Source organism: Microbacterium fluvii (assembly GCF_025515205.1).
GTDB lineage: Bacteria > Actinomycetota > Actinomycetes > Actinomycetales > Microbacteriaceae > Microbacterium > Microbacterium fluvii.
On record NZ_JAOPFX010000002.1, the window covers coordinates 33,808 to 46,117 of the forward strand.

General features: G+C 70.4%; 13 protein-coding genes. 7 read left to right on the top strand and 6 right to left on the bottom strand.

All coding sequences use genetic code 11. The annotated features are described in order from the left end of the window. Nucleotides 1–48 precede the first annotated feature (48 nt). From OAW74_RS08835 to OAW74_RS08845, 3 genes are all read left to right on the top strand, one after another. Nucleotides 49–1,143 (top strand): alpha/beta hydrolase fold domain-containing protein, encoded by a 1,095-nt coding sequence (locus OAW74_RS08835; protein WP_262873996.1) that lies wholly within the window; start codon nucleotides 49–51, stop codon nucleotides 1,141–1,143. A gap of 192 nt (nucleotides 1,144–1,335) precedes the next feature. Continuing rightward, the gene (locus OAW74_RS08840; RefSeq protein WP_262874455.1) at nucleotides 1,336–1,623 is read left to right on the top strand and encodes an HU family DNA-binding protein; all 288 of its coding nucleotides are present in this window, start codon (nucleotides 1,336–1,338) and stop codon (nucleotides 1,621–1,623) included. 189 nt (nucleotides 1,624–1,812) lie between these two features. Next, a complete protein-coding gene (locus OAW74_RS08845; RefSeq protein WP_262873997.1) occupies nucleotides 1,813–3,789 on the top strand; it encodes a bifunctional copper resistance protein CopD/cytochrome c oxidase assembly protein in 1,977 nt (658 codons plus the stop codon). 33 nt (nucleotides 3,790–3,822) lie between these two features. Here OAW74_RS08845 and OAW74_RS08850 read toward each other — a convergent pair whose 3' ends face one another. Continuing rightward, nucleotides 3,823–4,902: a hypothetical protein gene (locus tag OAW74_RS08850; RefSeq protein WP_378733718.1), complete on the bottom strand. Its 1,080-nt coding sequence runs from the start codon at nucleotides 4,900–4,902 to the stop codon at nucleotides 3,823–3,825. A gap of 72 nt (nucleotides 4,903–4,974) precedes the next feature. Between OAW74_RS08850 and OAW74_RS08855 the strand changes: the two genes are divergently transcribed. Then, complete coding sequence (locus tag OAW74_RS08855) at nucleotides 4,975–6,354, top strand: ATP-dependent DNA helicase (protein WP_262873998.1); 1,380 nt, start codon at nucleotides 4,975–4,977, stop codon at nucleotides 6,352–6,354. Between the two features lie 15 nt (nucleotides 6,355–6,369). Here the strand turns inward: OAW74_RS08855 and OAW74_RS08860 are convergent, their stop codons facing one another. Beyond that, on the bottom strand, nucleotides 6,370–7,026 hold the full coding sequence (locus tag OAW74_RS08860; protein ID WP_262873999.1) for a biliverdin-producing heme oxygenase: 657 nt from the start codon (nucleotides 7,024–7,026) through the stop codon (nucleotides 6,370–6,372). 77 nt (nucleotides 7,027–7,103) lie between these two features. After that, nucleotides 7,104–7,415 carry a DUF2470 domain-containing protein gene (locus OAW74_RS08865; RefSeq protein WP_262874000.1) on the bottom strand — a complete coding sequence of 104 codons (312 nt, stop codon included), beginning with the start codon at nucleotides 7,413–7,415 and terminating at the stop codon, nucleotides 7,104–7,106. Nucleotides 7,416–7,494: 79 nt separating this feature from the next. Between OAW74_RS08865 and OAW74_RS08870 the strand changes: the two genes are divergently transcribed. Then, the gene (locus OAW74_RS08870; protein WP_262874001.1) at nucleotides 7,495–8,769 is read left to right on the top strand and encodes a serine hydrolase domain-containing protein; all 1,275 of its coding nucleotides are present in this window, start codon (nucleotides 7,495–7,497) and stop codon (nucleotides 8,767–8,769) included. Continuing rightward, nucleotides 8,766–9,647 (top strand): EamA family transporter, encoded by an 882-nt coding sequence (locus tag OAW74_RS08875; RefSeq protein ID WP_262874002.1) that lies wholly within the window; start codon nucleotides 8,766–8,768, stop codon nucleotides 9,645–9,647. The genes OAW74_RS08870 and OAW74_RS08875 overlap by 4 nt, the downstream gene beginning before the upstream one ends. Before the next feature lie 18 nt (nucleotides 9,648–9,665). Here OAW74_RS08875 and OAW74_RS08880 read toward each other — a convergent pair whose 3' ends face one another. After that, entirely contained in the window at nucleotides 9,666–10,193 is a 528-nt protein-coding gene (locus tag OAW74_RS08880) for a hypothetical protein (protein WP_262874003.1), read from the bottom strand. Nucleotide 10,194: 1 nt separating this feature from the next. Beyond that, the gene (locus OAW74_RS08885; protein ID WP_262874004.1) at nucleotides 10,195–10,845 is read right to left on the bottom strand and encodes a TetR/AcrR family transcriptional regulator; all 651 of its coding nucleotides are present in this window, start codon (nucleotides 10,843–10,845) and stop codon (nucleotides 10,195–10,197) included. An 86-nt stretch (nucleotides 10,846–10,931) separates the two neighbouring features. Here OAW74_RS08885 and OAW74_RS08890 point away from each other — a divergent pair, with 86 nt between their 5' ends. Next, a complete protein-coding gene (locus OAW74_RS08890) occupies nucleotides 10,932–11,642 on the top strand; it encodes a Pr6Pr family membrane protein (RefSeq protein ID WP_262874005.1) in 711 nt (236 codons plus the stop codon). On the opposite strand, the gene OAW74_RS08895 is transcribed toward OAW74_RS08890, so the two are convergent. Then, entirely contained in the window at nucleotides 11,605–12,240 is a 636-nt protein-coding gene (locus OAW74_RS08895) for a TetR/AcrR family transcriptional regulator (RefSeq protein ID WP_262874006.1), read from the bottom strand. The two genes, OAW74_RS08890 and OAW74_RS08895, sit on opposite strands and share 38 nt — an antisense overlap. Nucleotides 12,241–12,310 lie beyond the last annotated feature (70 nt).

A 12,310-nucleotide genomic window follows, 5' to 3' on the forward strand; every position in this document is an offset into this window, starting at 1 on the left:
CGCCGGGGTCGTACGCTCGGGAGACACCGAGCACCGAGGGGAGGCGCCGTGCCGCTGGATCCGTTCTTCGCCGAGCGCCTGAGGGTGCATCGGCGGTACCTCCTCGGCCGCGCGTGGTCCGACCTGCGCGCCCGCGTGCGGGTCGCGTGGCGGTTCGGACGAGAGGATGCGGCGACCCCGGCCGTCTCGTCCGCTCCGGCGGCAGCATCCGCTGCGCGGGGCGAGGCGTCCGCGCCCACCCTCTCTCGCCCGGCGCAGCTGCGCGCCACGCACCGGCGTGCGGCGCTCGCGTGGGACCGCACCGAGCAGAAGACCGTTGGCCTGCCCGGACCGCCGCTGCGCATCACCGAGCACACGGTCGCCGTCGACGGCGCGCCCGACGTGCGCGTGCGCATCTACCACCCCGATGCGACAGGCCCGGTGCCCGCCTGCCTCACCTTCTTCGGGGGAGCGTTCCGCATCGGCGGGATCGACTATCCGACGACGGATGCGGCGTGCCGCCGCCGCGCCGCGTCCGCGGGAGTCGCGATGGTCGCCGTCGAGTACGCGCTCGCACCCGAGCACCGCTACCCGGTCGCCGTCGAACAGGCCCACGCCGCCCTGCTCTGGCTGCACCGGGAGGCCGAGACGCTGGGCGTCGACCGTGAACGGCTCGGCGTCGCCGGCACCTCCGCGGGGGCCGCGATCGCCGCCGCGCTTACGCTCGTGAACCGGGATCGCGAGCGGCTGCCGCTGCGGCTGCAGGTGCTCGAGGTGCCGGTGACCGACCTCACCGGCCGCCATCTCGATCTGCGCCCGACGTGGGCCCTCGGCATCCCCAGTCTGATCGCCTTGCGCGAGCTGCGCTCGATCGCACGCACCTACCTCGCCCGGCCGGAGCAGGCGCGGGAGCAGCTCGCGTCTCCGCTGCGGGCGGCCTCGCACGCCGACCTCCCATCGGCCGTCATCCTGACGGCGGAGTACGACCCGCTCCGAGGCGACGGAGCGGCCTACGCCGCGGCGCTGCGACGGGCGGGGGTCGAGGCCAGCGCCGTGCGCTACCTGGGCGTCACCCACGACATCCCGATCTTCGTCGGCGCGCTCGAGGCCGCACGTCGGTGGGAAGACGACGTCGTGCGGGCGTTGCGGCGACTGCACGTCTGAGACCTCACCAGTCACATCCGACACATCGTTGACGGCAACACGCCGAGAGAATGACCTCTGATGGCCCGAAATCCGCGTGATTCCGCGGAACGTGGGTATATTCAGGGCTGGTCGTACGACCACCGGAGGGCATCGGCGCTCCGGATCCGCAATGAAACGATGGCGACGATCCGTCGCCTGGAGGACAACAACATGGCCGACAAGACCATCACCAAGACCGAGCTCGTTGCGAGCATCGCCAGCGCGACCGGTGAGAGCCAGGCGAAGGTGTCGAGCGTTCTCGACTCGCTCTTCTCGACGGTCTCCGACGCCGTCGCCGCTGGCAACAAGGTCTCCATCCCCGGCTGGCTCTCGTTCGAGCAGGTCGCCACGTCGGCCCGCACCGGCCGCAACCCGCAGACCGGCGCCGAGATCTCGATCCCGGCCGGCAAGCGCGTCAAGGTGACCGCCGGCTCCAAGCTCAAGGCCGCGGTCAAGTAAGACCTCTCCTGCCTCGAAGGGGGATGCCGCCACCGGCGGCATCCCCCTTCTGCCTCCCCCCGCCGTTCCCCCCCCCCCGCACATCCCCGCAACTTGGCAGCTTTGGTCGCCGTCACCCCGCTCGCAACGGCAACAGCTGCCAAGTCGCGGAAGGCAGGGGAGCGCACGAGGGCCGCGTAGGCTGGTTCGGTGACTCCGCGCGTGCTGCGGGCCGCCGGCCCCGCGATCCTCATCGCCGCGGCACTGGTCGCCGCGATCTGGGCGCTGGCCGTCGGCGGCGGTGCCGCGCCGCTCGTGATCGGCGACCCTGGTCCCCTCGTGCGCTGGGGGCTGCCGCTGGCGAACCTCGCGGTCAATCTGACCGCAGCCGGCACCGTCGGCTCGCTCGTGGCCGCCCTCTATGCCCTGCGCTCGGGCACCCGCGAGTTCGACGCCGCCCTCGATCTCGCCTCGATCAGCGCCGCGATCTTCACGGTCGCCGCCGCCGCGACGGGGTTCCTCACCTTCATCGACGCCTTCAACCCCACGGTCAACGCCGGCGCCGAGTTCGGCGCGCAGCTGGGCCGCTATCTCGTCGAGACCGAGGCCGGGCGGGCATGGCTCATCACCACGATCGCGGCTGCCGTGCTCACGGTGCTGACCTTCGCCGTGCGCGGCTGGACCTCCACGCTGCTGGTAGCGATCCTCGCCGTGGCCGCCCTCGTGCCGATGGGAACGCTCGGGCACTCCGGCGACGAGGCGAACCACAACGCCGCAACCATGGCGATCGTGCTGCACATCATCGCCGCCGCCGTGTGGCTCGGCGGGCTCGTGCTCGTCGTCGTCGTGCGCGCCGTCGTCGACCGCGACGAGATCGCGGTCGTGCTCACGCGCTACTCGTCGATCGCGCTGGTCGCCTTCCTCGTGGTCGCGATCTCGGGCACGGTGCGCGCCGCCGTCGGACTCAGCTCGCTCGCCGACCTCGCCACGCCGTACGGCAGCATCCTCGTCGTCAAGATCGTCGCCCTCGTCGCGCTCGGCGTTCTCGGCGCGGTCTACCGCCGCCGGCTCATCGGGCGCCTGCACGACGACCGCCCCGCCCGCCGCTTCTGGAGCCTGATCGCGCTCGAACTCGCCTTCATGGGCATCGCCAGCGGCGCCGCCGCGGCCCTGGCCCAGACGCCTCCTCCGGTCGATGCCACCCTCCCGACCGCGCAGACGCCGGCGCAGATCCTCACGGGTGCGCTGCTGCCGCCCGAACTGACGCTCGAGCGCTGGCTCACGACATGGGAGGTCGACCTGCTCTGGGCGTTCGCCGCCGGATTCGGGCTGTTCTTCTATCTCGCGGGCGTGTGGCGCCTGCGCCGCCGCGGCGACCGCTGGCCCGTCTACCGCACGGTGCTCTGGACGGCGGGGATGCTGCTGCTTCTCTGGGTGACCTGCGGGCCGGTCAACGCGTACCAGGACTACCTGTTCAGCGTGCACATGCTCGGCCACATGCTGCTGACTATGGCCATCCCGCTGCTGCTCGTCTCGGGCGCACCGGTGACCCTCGCCCTGCGGGCGATCCGCAAGCGCGACGACGGCACCCGCGGCGGGCGCGAGTGGATCCTCTGGGCCGTGCACACGCCGTTCTCGCGGGTCGTCACCAACCCGTTCTTCGCGGCGGCGATGTTCATCGGGTCGCTGTGGATCTTCTACTACACCGACCTGTTCCGCTGGTCGCTCTACGAGCACATCGGGCACGAGTGGATGACGGCGCACTTCCTGATCAGCGGGTACCTCTTCGTGCTCTCGCTCATCGGCGCAGACCCGGTGCCCTACCGGGCCCCCTACCCGTTCCGCCTGCTCACCCTCATCGCCGTCATGGCGATGCACGCCTTCTTCGGCATCGCGATCATGATGCAGTCGGGGCTCATGGTCTCGGAGTGGTTCGGCGCGATGGGGCGCACGTGGGGCGCGACCCCGCTCGAAGACCAGTACGTCGGCGGCGGAGTGGCGTGGTCGATCGGCGAGATCCCCACCCTGATCCTCGCGATCACCGTGGCGATCCAGTGGAGCCGCTCCGACGAGCGCGCGCAGCGCCGCGCCGACCGGCACGCCGACCGCACGGGCGATGCCGAACTCGACGCCTACAACGCCAGGCTCGCGGCCCTCGCCGAGCGCGACGCCCGCCGCGGCGGCTGACGAGAGGGCGGATGCGGCAGCATCCGCTTGCGATCAGCTCGCGTCGATGCCGGTGATCTGAATCGACGCCGTGCCGTCGGGGAGCACTTCGATGTCGCCGGTGACGACGAACGGCACGTCGTCGACGACCTCGCTGATCGAGCCGTCGAACAGCGACTGGATCTGCACCGTGATGCGGGCGACGCCCTGGGTGGCCGGGATCTTCCAGTCCGCACCGTCGGGCTCGACGGTGACGGTGGGCTGCACGGCGATCGTCCATTCGGGCAGCGACGCGATGCGGTCTTCGACGTAGTACCCGAACGGACACCCCGTGGGCTGCAGCACCTGCTGCGTCGCGCAGTCGGAGAGGAACTCGGCGACGCTGGACTGCACGACCGACACGAACTCGTCGGTGGGCTCGGCCTGCACCTTGACGGGGATATCGGCGAAGGGGCTGTCAGAGAGCACGGCCACTCCAGGTGTCGCCGAGATCTCGGAGTCGACCGAGACCGAATAGATGCCGGGCGAGAACACGAGCAGCGACACCGGCGCGGTCGGGTCGGCATCGAGCCCGTCGGGCGAGACCTGCCGCTTGTCGAGGGCGAAGCCGTTGACGTCGAAGCTCATCGATCCGCGCACCGTGAGATCGAGCACCGCGAGCGGGCTGGTGGCGAACCGCCACGTGGGCACGACGCCGATGAAGCCGCTGCGCGCCACCTCGAACGTGGTGCGGCCAGGGTGGCCGCCGGCCGTATAGGCGACGGTCACGTGCGCCGTGTCGCCAGAGGCCTCTTCGCCCACGACCTCGACGTCGCCGAGTGCGGCGAGGGCATCGCGGCGCAGCAGCACGTCGGAGGCGTACTCGTCGAGGCCCGACGCGGCGAGGTCGGCCGAGCTCACGGCGACTCCCGGAATCGCCAGGGCGTCGGCCGCGCGGCCGCTGGAGAGCAGCTCGAGGTAGCGCTCGACGAAGGCCGTGGGGCTGTAGAGCTCGCGGTAGAGGGCCGCCGCCCCGGCGCCGAGTGCGCCCAGCAGCACGAGGCCGACCAGCCCCAGCAGGGTCAGATCCCACGCCAGAGAGCGGCGCCTGCGTCGCGGCGCCGCCGACGGCTCGTCCATCGCCCCCTGGACCACCGCACCAGTCTATGAATCCACACCTGGGAGAGCGCACCGAGGGCGACCGCTCCGCGCGGCTAGCATGAATCGGTGACCGCGCCCCCTCTCTCCGCCGAGCAGGAGGCGCTGTTCCGGCTCATCGAAGACACCCGCGAGCACGTCTTCGTGACGGGGCGGGCGGGAACGGGCAAGTCGACGCTGCTGCAGCACCTGGCCTGGAACACGCAGAAGCAGATCGCGGTGTGCGCGCCGACGGGTGTGGCCGCGCTCAACGTCGAGGGGCAGACGATCCATTCGCTGTTCCGACTGCCGATCGGGCTCATCGCCGCGTCGGAGATCGATCAGTCCGACGCCACCCGCAAGATCCTCAATGCCATCGACACCCTCGTGATCGATGAGATCTCTATGGTCAACGCCGACCTGATGGATGCCATGGACCGCGCTCTGCGGCAGGCGCGGGGCCGGCGGGCAGAGCCGTTCGGCGGGGTGCAGATCGTGATGTTCGGCGATCCGTACCAGCTGGCCCCGGTGCCGCCGCGGGGCGACGAGCTGCGGTACATCCGCGACCATTACCGCTCGTTCTGGTTCTTCGATGCGAAGGTGTGGACCGGCGGCGACGCCGCCATCGCCGACGGCCCGGCGCTCGACGGCTTCGCGGAGCTCGGTCCGTTCGGTGCGCACCTGAACATCCGCGAGCTCACCGAGATCCATCGCCAGGCAGACCCAGCTTTCAAGGCCATGCTCAACGCGGTGCGGCACGGCCGGGTCACCGCCGACATCGCCCAGGTGCTCAACGACACCGGTGCCCGCACACCCCCGGAACAGGTCGAGGGTGAACCGCCGATCATCACGCTGGCCACGCGCAACGACATCGTCAACAACATCAACCGCCGTCACCTCGACGCGCTGCCGGGGCGTGCCCAGACCGCCAGCGCCGAGATCAGCGGAGACTTCGGGAGGGGCGAGGCAGGATACCCGGCCGACGCCGAACTCAAGCTCAAGGTGGGCGCGCAGGTGATGTTCCTGCGCAACGACGTCGGCGGATACCCCGAGCCGCCTCGGTGGGTCAACGGCACCATCGGCACCGTCACGCGGATCGCCGGCGGCACCGTGCGCGTCGACGTCGACGGCGAGGAGCACGACGTCGAACCGGCCGTGTGGGAGAGGTTCCGCTACGCCTACGATCCGGGTTCACGCTCGCTCACGCGCGACATCGTCGCGGAGTTCACCCAGTTCCCGCTGCGGCTCGCGTGGGCCGTCACGATCCACAAGTCTCAGGGCAAGACCTACGAGCGCGCGATCGTCGACCTCGGGTCGGGGGCGTTCGCTCCCGGCCAGACTTACGTCGCGCTCTCTCGGCTCACGTCGCTCGACGGCCTCTACCTGTCGCGGCCGCTGCGCCCGAGCGACATCCGGGTCGACCCCGACGTGCGGCGATTTATGGCTCGACGGGATGCAGCAGCATCCTGATTCCGGATGCCGGCCTCAGGCGACCTGCTGCGCCGCTTTGGCCGCGGCGAGGTCGACGAACAGGTCGGTGTTGAACTGGTAGGCCACCAGCACCTCGTCGATGACCCGCTCCTGCTCGGCGGCGTCCCACGGGGCGGCGTCGAGCTGCTCGCGGTAGACGTCTTTGAAGGCACGGGGGTCGGCGATGTCGCCGAAGATGTAGAAGCCGATGCCGTTCGTGTCGAAGCCGAAGCGGCGCGCCATGAGCTTGCCGATGAACTGGCCGCCCGACAGGTCGCCGAGGTAGCGCGTGTAGTGGTGGGCGACGAAGCCGCCCGCCCAGGTGGCGCCGACCTTGTTGATGCGCTCGACGTAGCGGCGGGTCGTCGGGAGCGGCTCGATGCGCTCTCGCCAATCGGCGCCGATGAGGAACTCGAGGTCGGCTTCGAGGGCAGGGAGTCGCGTGAGCTTCTCGCTGATGAAGACGGCGGCGACCGGGTCGTTGCGCATGCGGTCGGCCGCGGCCTCGAGGGCCTCGTAGATGAACCAGTGCTGCACCACGAGGGCGACATAGTCGTCGCGGGTGCCTTCGCCCTTCATGAGATCGGACATGAAGCCGGCGCCCTCGCTCGAGGAGTGGGCGCCGCTGGAGCGCTCGCGCAGGGCGGTGGAGAACGGGATCGGGTCGCTCATGGGAGCCATCATACCTTGAGATAAGCTGAACCTAAGTAAAAATCTCGTGACACGATGCCCAGCGTGGGCTGTGAGCGTCAGGAGTGCGGGCGGGGCTCCACGCCGAGTGCGGCGCACGCGGCATCGTAGAGGGCCACGATCTCGCGGCGCACCTCGCGGCGCTCGGTGATGGGTCCACCCGGCCACGGCACATCGACGTCGAGCTCGGCACCGTCGGCGAGAGTCGCCCGCCACTGCCCGCCGTCGCCGTCGAAGCCCGTCATCGTCGCCGCCACCACATCCGCGTCGAGCGCGAACGCACGTGCGATCAGCACGTTGTCGTCGCCGTGGTCGTTGTTCATGTGGCCGAGCACGCCGGCGAGGGCATCGGGGTCGAAGCGGTGCGTCATCCCCCCAGATTACGGGGCCGTGCCCGGGCGGAAGCGCGGCGTGTGTTTGAATCTATGTGAGCCACCGGGGGGTGAGATCATGAGGCAGTTCACCGGCAAGCGCGGCGCGATCGCCGCCGCAGCGGCATGCCTGATGGTCGTCATGACACTGAGCGGCTGCGCGCAGGCTCCCACCGTGAGCATCGATCTGCCCGAGCAGGCCGCCGGGGCTTTCCCAGACGACACGACCCAGCAGATGCAGGATGCGGTCTCGCACGCCATGGCGGCGGCGGGCGCTTCGGGCGCGATCGTCGGGGTCTGGGCGCCGTGGAGCGGATCATGGGTGGCCGGAGTCGGCACGCAGTCCTTCGCCGACGACACCCCCGTCTCTGTCGACGACAGGTTCCACGTGGCCGACGTCACGCGTGCGATGACCTGCGACATCCTCTACGACCTCGACGCGCAGAAGAAGCTCGACGCCGATGCCAGCGTCACCGACTACGTCGGCGGGGTGGCCCAGCTCGAAGACATCACCCTGCGCCAGCTGTGCGACTCGACCTCCGGCCTGGGCACCTACGAGGGTCAGCTGCTCTCGTCGTGGCTGCGCACTCCCGATCGTGCGTGGAATCCGCGAGAGCTGGCCGCCTACGGCATCGGCAAGCGCAACGGCCAGACGCCGGGCACCGCCTACCGCAGCTCCGACGCCGGCTACCTGCTGCTCGGCCTCGCGCTCGAGCGGGCGAGCGGGATGACGGCGCAGGAGCTCGTCGACGAGTACATCGCCGAGCCGCTCGCGCTCGAGAAGACCGCGCTGCCGGCGGCGGCCTCGTCGGGGCTCGAAGGCGACGACGTGCTCACCGGCCTGTTCACGAAGAAGGTCAAGGGCAAGCGGCAGTGCACCGAGCCGACCGAGGTGACCGGCACCTCGTCGAGCGTGGGCTTCACCGATTCGGGGGTCGTCTCGGACGTCGCCGATCTGGGGCGGTATGCGCAGGCCCTCGCGACCGACGCACTGCTGCCGAAGGGAAGCGACCGCTACGCGCAGATCTACCCCGCATCATCGAAGGCGCAGTCGTGGGATCAGCGCAGCGGCGGAACGGTGCGCATGGGGTCGATGGTCGGCCAGTACGGCGCCGTTCCCGGCTACGCCACCTCGGCGTTCTCGGACCCGGCCTCGGGGCTGACCGTCGTCGTGGCGCTGAACAACTCGGCCGCCGGGGGCAAGATGGCCGCCTACCTCTCCTGGGAGCTCGCGGCGCTCGCGTCGAAAGCGCCCGCGGCATCGGGTGAGACCGCGCCCGACGCCGGGCTCCCCTGGACGGCCGAGCAGCAGCACGACAAGCTCGCCGACGCCGCGATCTGCAGCACCGAGTGAGCGCGCGCACATCGGGCACCGCGCCGGCGGTGCTGCTGGTCGCGGTCGGACTCGCGTGCCAGGAGGTCGGGGCATCGCTCGCGGTGCTGCTGTTCGACGACGTCGGGCCGCTCGGCATGGTGATGCTGCGCCTCGTCTTCTCGGCGATCGTGCTGCTGGCCATCGCGCGGCCCACGCTGCGAGGACACGGCCGCGACGGATGGGTCTCGGTGGCGCTGTTCGGGCTCGTGCTGGCCCTGATGAACGGCCTGTTCTACCTCGCGCTCGAGCGGCTGCCGCTCGGCGTCACCGTGACGATCGAGGTGCTCGGGCCGCTCGTGCTCTCGATCGTCGCCGCCCGCCGCGCCTCGGCGTGGCTGTGGGCGGCTCTCGCATTCTGCGGCGTGCTCGCCCTCGGCGGGGGAGCGGGGTGGGGCAGCCTCGACCCGATCGGCGTGCTGTTCGCGCTCGGCGCCGCGGCGAGCTGGGCCTTCTACATCCTGGCGTCGGCGCGCGTGGGCCGGCAGTTCCCCCAGCTCGACGGACTCGCCCTGGCCATGACCGTTGGCGCGCTCGTGGCGCTGCCGTTCGGCATCATCCAGGCCCAGCACGCGCTGCTGCGCGTCGACCTGCTGGCCATCGGCGCCGCCGTCGCGGTGCTGTCGTCAACCATCCCCTACGCCCTCGAGCTCATCGCCCTGCGGCGCCTGCCGGCGGCGGTCTTCGCGATCCTCATGAGCCTGTCGCCGGCGACCGCGGCGCTCGCCGGCTTCGTGCTGCTCGGCCAGCAGCTCGCGCCGCTGCAGCTGGCGGGCGTCGCGCTGGTCATCGCCGCGTCGATCGGCGCCGTGCGTTCGTCGGCTCGCGCCGCGGGCGAGGTGGCGGAGCCGCTCGGCTGACGAACGGCGGATGCTGACTCAGCCGTGTGCGAGCAGCTGCAGGCCGACGACGGCCAGGCCCAGGGCGGCCTCGGCTCCGAGGGCGATCACCCGCTGCCAGAAGGTGAGGTCGACCCGTCGGATCGCCGCGTACCCGATGGCCACGAGCGCGACGATCAGGGCGATCGTGGATGCCCGGAGGGCGGCATCCGTCGTCCACACCCCGACGACCGCGAGCACCAGGAACACGAACGGCAGCGCCAGCGCCCCGAGGGCGCCGAAGCTCGAGGCCACCATCTCGCGCAGCTGCTGTCTCGTGGGGAGGGCTTCGTGGGCGACGAGGTGCGCGACGACGTCGGCGACGAACACCGCGAGCAGCACGGCGAACACGGTGACCGCGAGGGTGCTCAGAGCGGTGGTCGCCTCGATGTGGCCGTGTGCATGCATCGCGACGATGACCGCGAGCCCGGTGAAGGTGAGATAGATGCGCTCCTTGAGCACCGCGGCGCGCAACTCGCGCGTCTCGACATCGGGGTGCTCCCGGCGCATGCGGCGGCGTCGGCTCATTTCAGCCCCTCTGCAGTGCGGCGGCGGGTGCGACCTGGCCGAGCAGCAGCTCGCGCGCGGCGATGATCCGCTGCTCGAACAGCACGCTGAACGACTCGGTGTCGCGGGAGAGGAAGTCGCTCATCGCGGCGCGCGCGAGGGCGCCCACGAGGTGGGCGGCCAGGTCGGCGCGCAGGTCGCCCTCCGCGAGCTGCTCGCGCTGCTCGATGAGGCGCACGTCGAACAGCTCGCGCTCGCGGGCCTGCTCGAGCAGTCGCTGCAGCAGCCGCGGCTCTGCTTCGATCGCGGCGCGCAGCTCTGAGACCGCATCGCCGGTGAGATCCAGAGCTTTCCAGCGCTCCTCATGCAGCAGCGCCAGGTCGGCGACCAGCGTCGGCGACAGTTCTCGGTGGGTGCCGGCGTCGCCTCCGGCGAGAAAGCGGGCAACGGCGGCCGCATCCGATCGATCGAGCGGGATGCCGAGCACGGCGTCGTCTTTCGAGGCGAAGTAGTTGAAGAACGTGCGGCGCGAGATCGCCGCCTCGCTGCACACCTCCTCGACGGTGAACCCCGCAAGCCCGCGCTCCGCCGTCAGGCGCCGGGTGAGTCGCACCAGGGTGCGCGTCGTCTCGGAGCGGCGGCGTTCGCGAAGGGTATCTGCACCATCGAGCATGGAGTGCAGTATTGCACTCTCGGTTCTATCGTGCAAACCACGCGTCGTGCGGGGGAGGGGCGCGGCGCGCCCCCTACATTGATGCCGTGGTCATCCGTCTGCGCTGGGCAGCGCTCGTCTATCGCACGGTCGCCGTGGGTCTCATCGCCACGGGCATCGTGCGGGTCGCCGGGCTGTTCTCGCCGCATCCGTCGCTCAACGCCTTTCTCTACTACACGGTGCTCAGCAATGTGCTGTGTCTGGTGTGGATGACATGGAGCGGCGTGCGCACCGCGGTCGACATCGCCGCAGACGGCGCCCGCGGCACATCGACTCCGTCGGCGCGGGTGGCCGGTGCCGTCATGGAGGCGATCACCGTGACGATGCTGATCTACCTCTTCGTGCTGGTGCCGAGCCTCTTCACCCAGCCCGGGGCATACGAGCCCTTCACTCTGACCGACAACCTCGTGCACATCGTGACGCCGGTGCTCGTGATCGTCGACTGGCTGCTGTTCGTGCCGAAGGGCAGGTTCGCCTGGTACGACCCGCTGCTGTGGACGCTGGCGCCCTACGCCTATCTCGTCTTCGCGTACGCGTTCGGGGCGCTGGGCGGCCGGTTCGCACCCGGCGTGCGCTATCCGTATCCGTTCATGGACGTCGAGGTGCTCGGTGTGGCCGGGGTGGCGACGTGGATCGCGGGGCTGACGGTCGCCCTCGTCGCGGTGGGCTATGTCTACGTGGTGATCGACCGCGTGCTGGGCGTGGTGGCAGAGCGTGCGCTCAGGTCGAGAGCGACACCGGCACGCCCGCGACGGTGATCGTGGGGATCAGGCGCTCGAGGTGCCCTCGGATGATGCCGACGAGGTCGATCGCACCCTGCGAGATCACCCACTGCAGCTGAACGCCGTCGGAGACGGCGATGCACTCGCGCGCGATGTCGACGTAGTCGAGGTCTGCGCGCAGCAGGCCCTCCGCGACGCCGAGCTGGAACGCCTCGGTCAGCTCGCCGACCACGCGCGCATACCGCTCCTGATACAGCGAGTGCGCAGGGCTGGAGGGGTCGGCGGCCTCCGCCGAGACGAGCACGAACAACTGGGCCAATGCCGGCTGCTCGGCGAAGCGCGCCGTGATTCTGATCATCATGCGCAGGGGCCCGAGCCCGTCGGCATCGGTCGACGAGGAGTCGGCGATCTCGTGTGCCACATCGAAGCGGCGGTCGGCGATCGCCAGCAGCAGATGCTGCTTCGTGGGGAAGTGGTGGGTGAGCCCGGGGGTCGTGAGCCCCACCGTGCGCGCGATCTCGGCGAGCGAGGTCTGCGAGTAGCCGGCCTCGGCGAACTTCTCGGCGGCGGCATCGAGGATCTCGTCCCGGCGACGGCGTCCCACGGCATACGAGCCGCGCTTGGTCGATCCCACAGTGGCAAAGGTACCTACTATCGCTTGCAAATGAAAACCTGTGATGTAAGGTATTCACGATTCGAGCGAA

Bases quoted from the DNA above. Each gene is read 5' to 3' on its own strand.
- OAW74_RS08840 (WP_262874455.1), top strand. From the start codon at position 1,336: ATGGCCGACAAGACCATCACCAAGACCGAGCTCGTTGCGAGCATCGCC.
- OAW74_RS08860 (WP_262873999.1), bottom strand. From the start codon at position 7,026: ATGAGCGACCCGATCCCGTTCTCCACCGCCCTGCGCGAGCGCTCCAGC.
- OAW74_RS08865 (WP_262874000.1), bottom strand. From the start codon at position 7,415: ATGACGCACCGCTTCGACCCCGATGCCCTCGCCGGCGTGCTCGGCCAC.
- OAW74_RS08870 (WP_262874001.1), top strand. From the start codon at position 7,495: ATGAGGCAGTTCACCGGCAAGCGCGGCGCGATCGCCGCCGCAGCGGCA.
- OAW74_RS08880 (WP_262874003.1), bottom strand. From the start codon at position 10,193: ATGAGCCGACGCCGCCGCATGCGCCGGGAGCACCCCGATGTCGAGACG.
- OAW74_RS08885 (WP_262874004.1), bottom strand. From the start codon at position 10,845: ATGCTCGATGGTGCAGATACCCTTCGCGAACGCCGCCGCTCCGAGACG.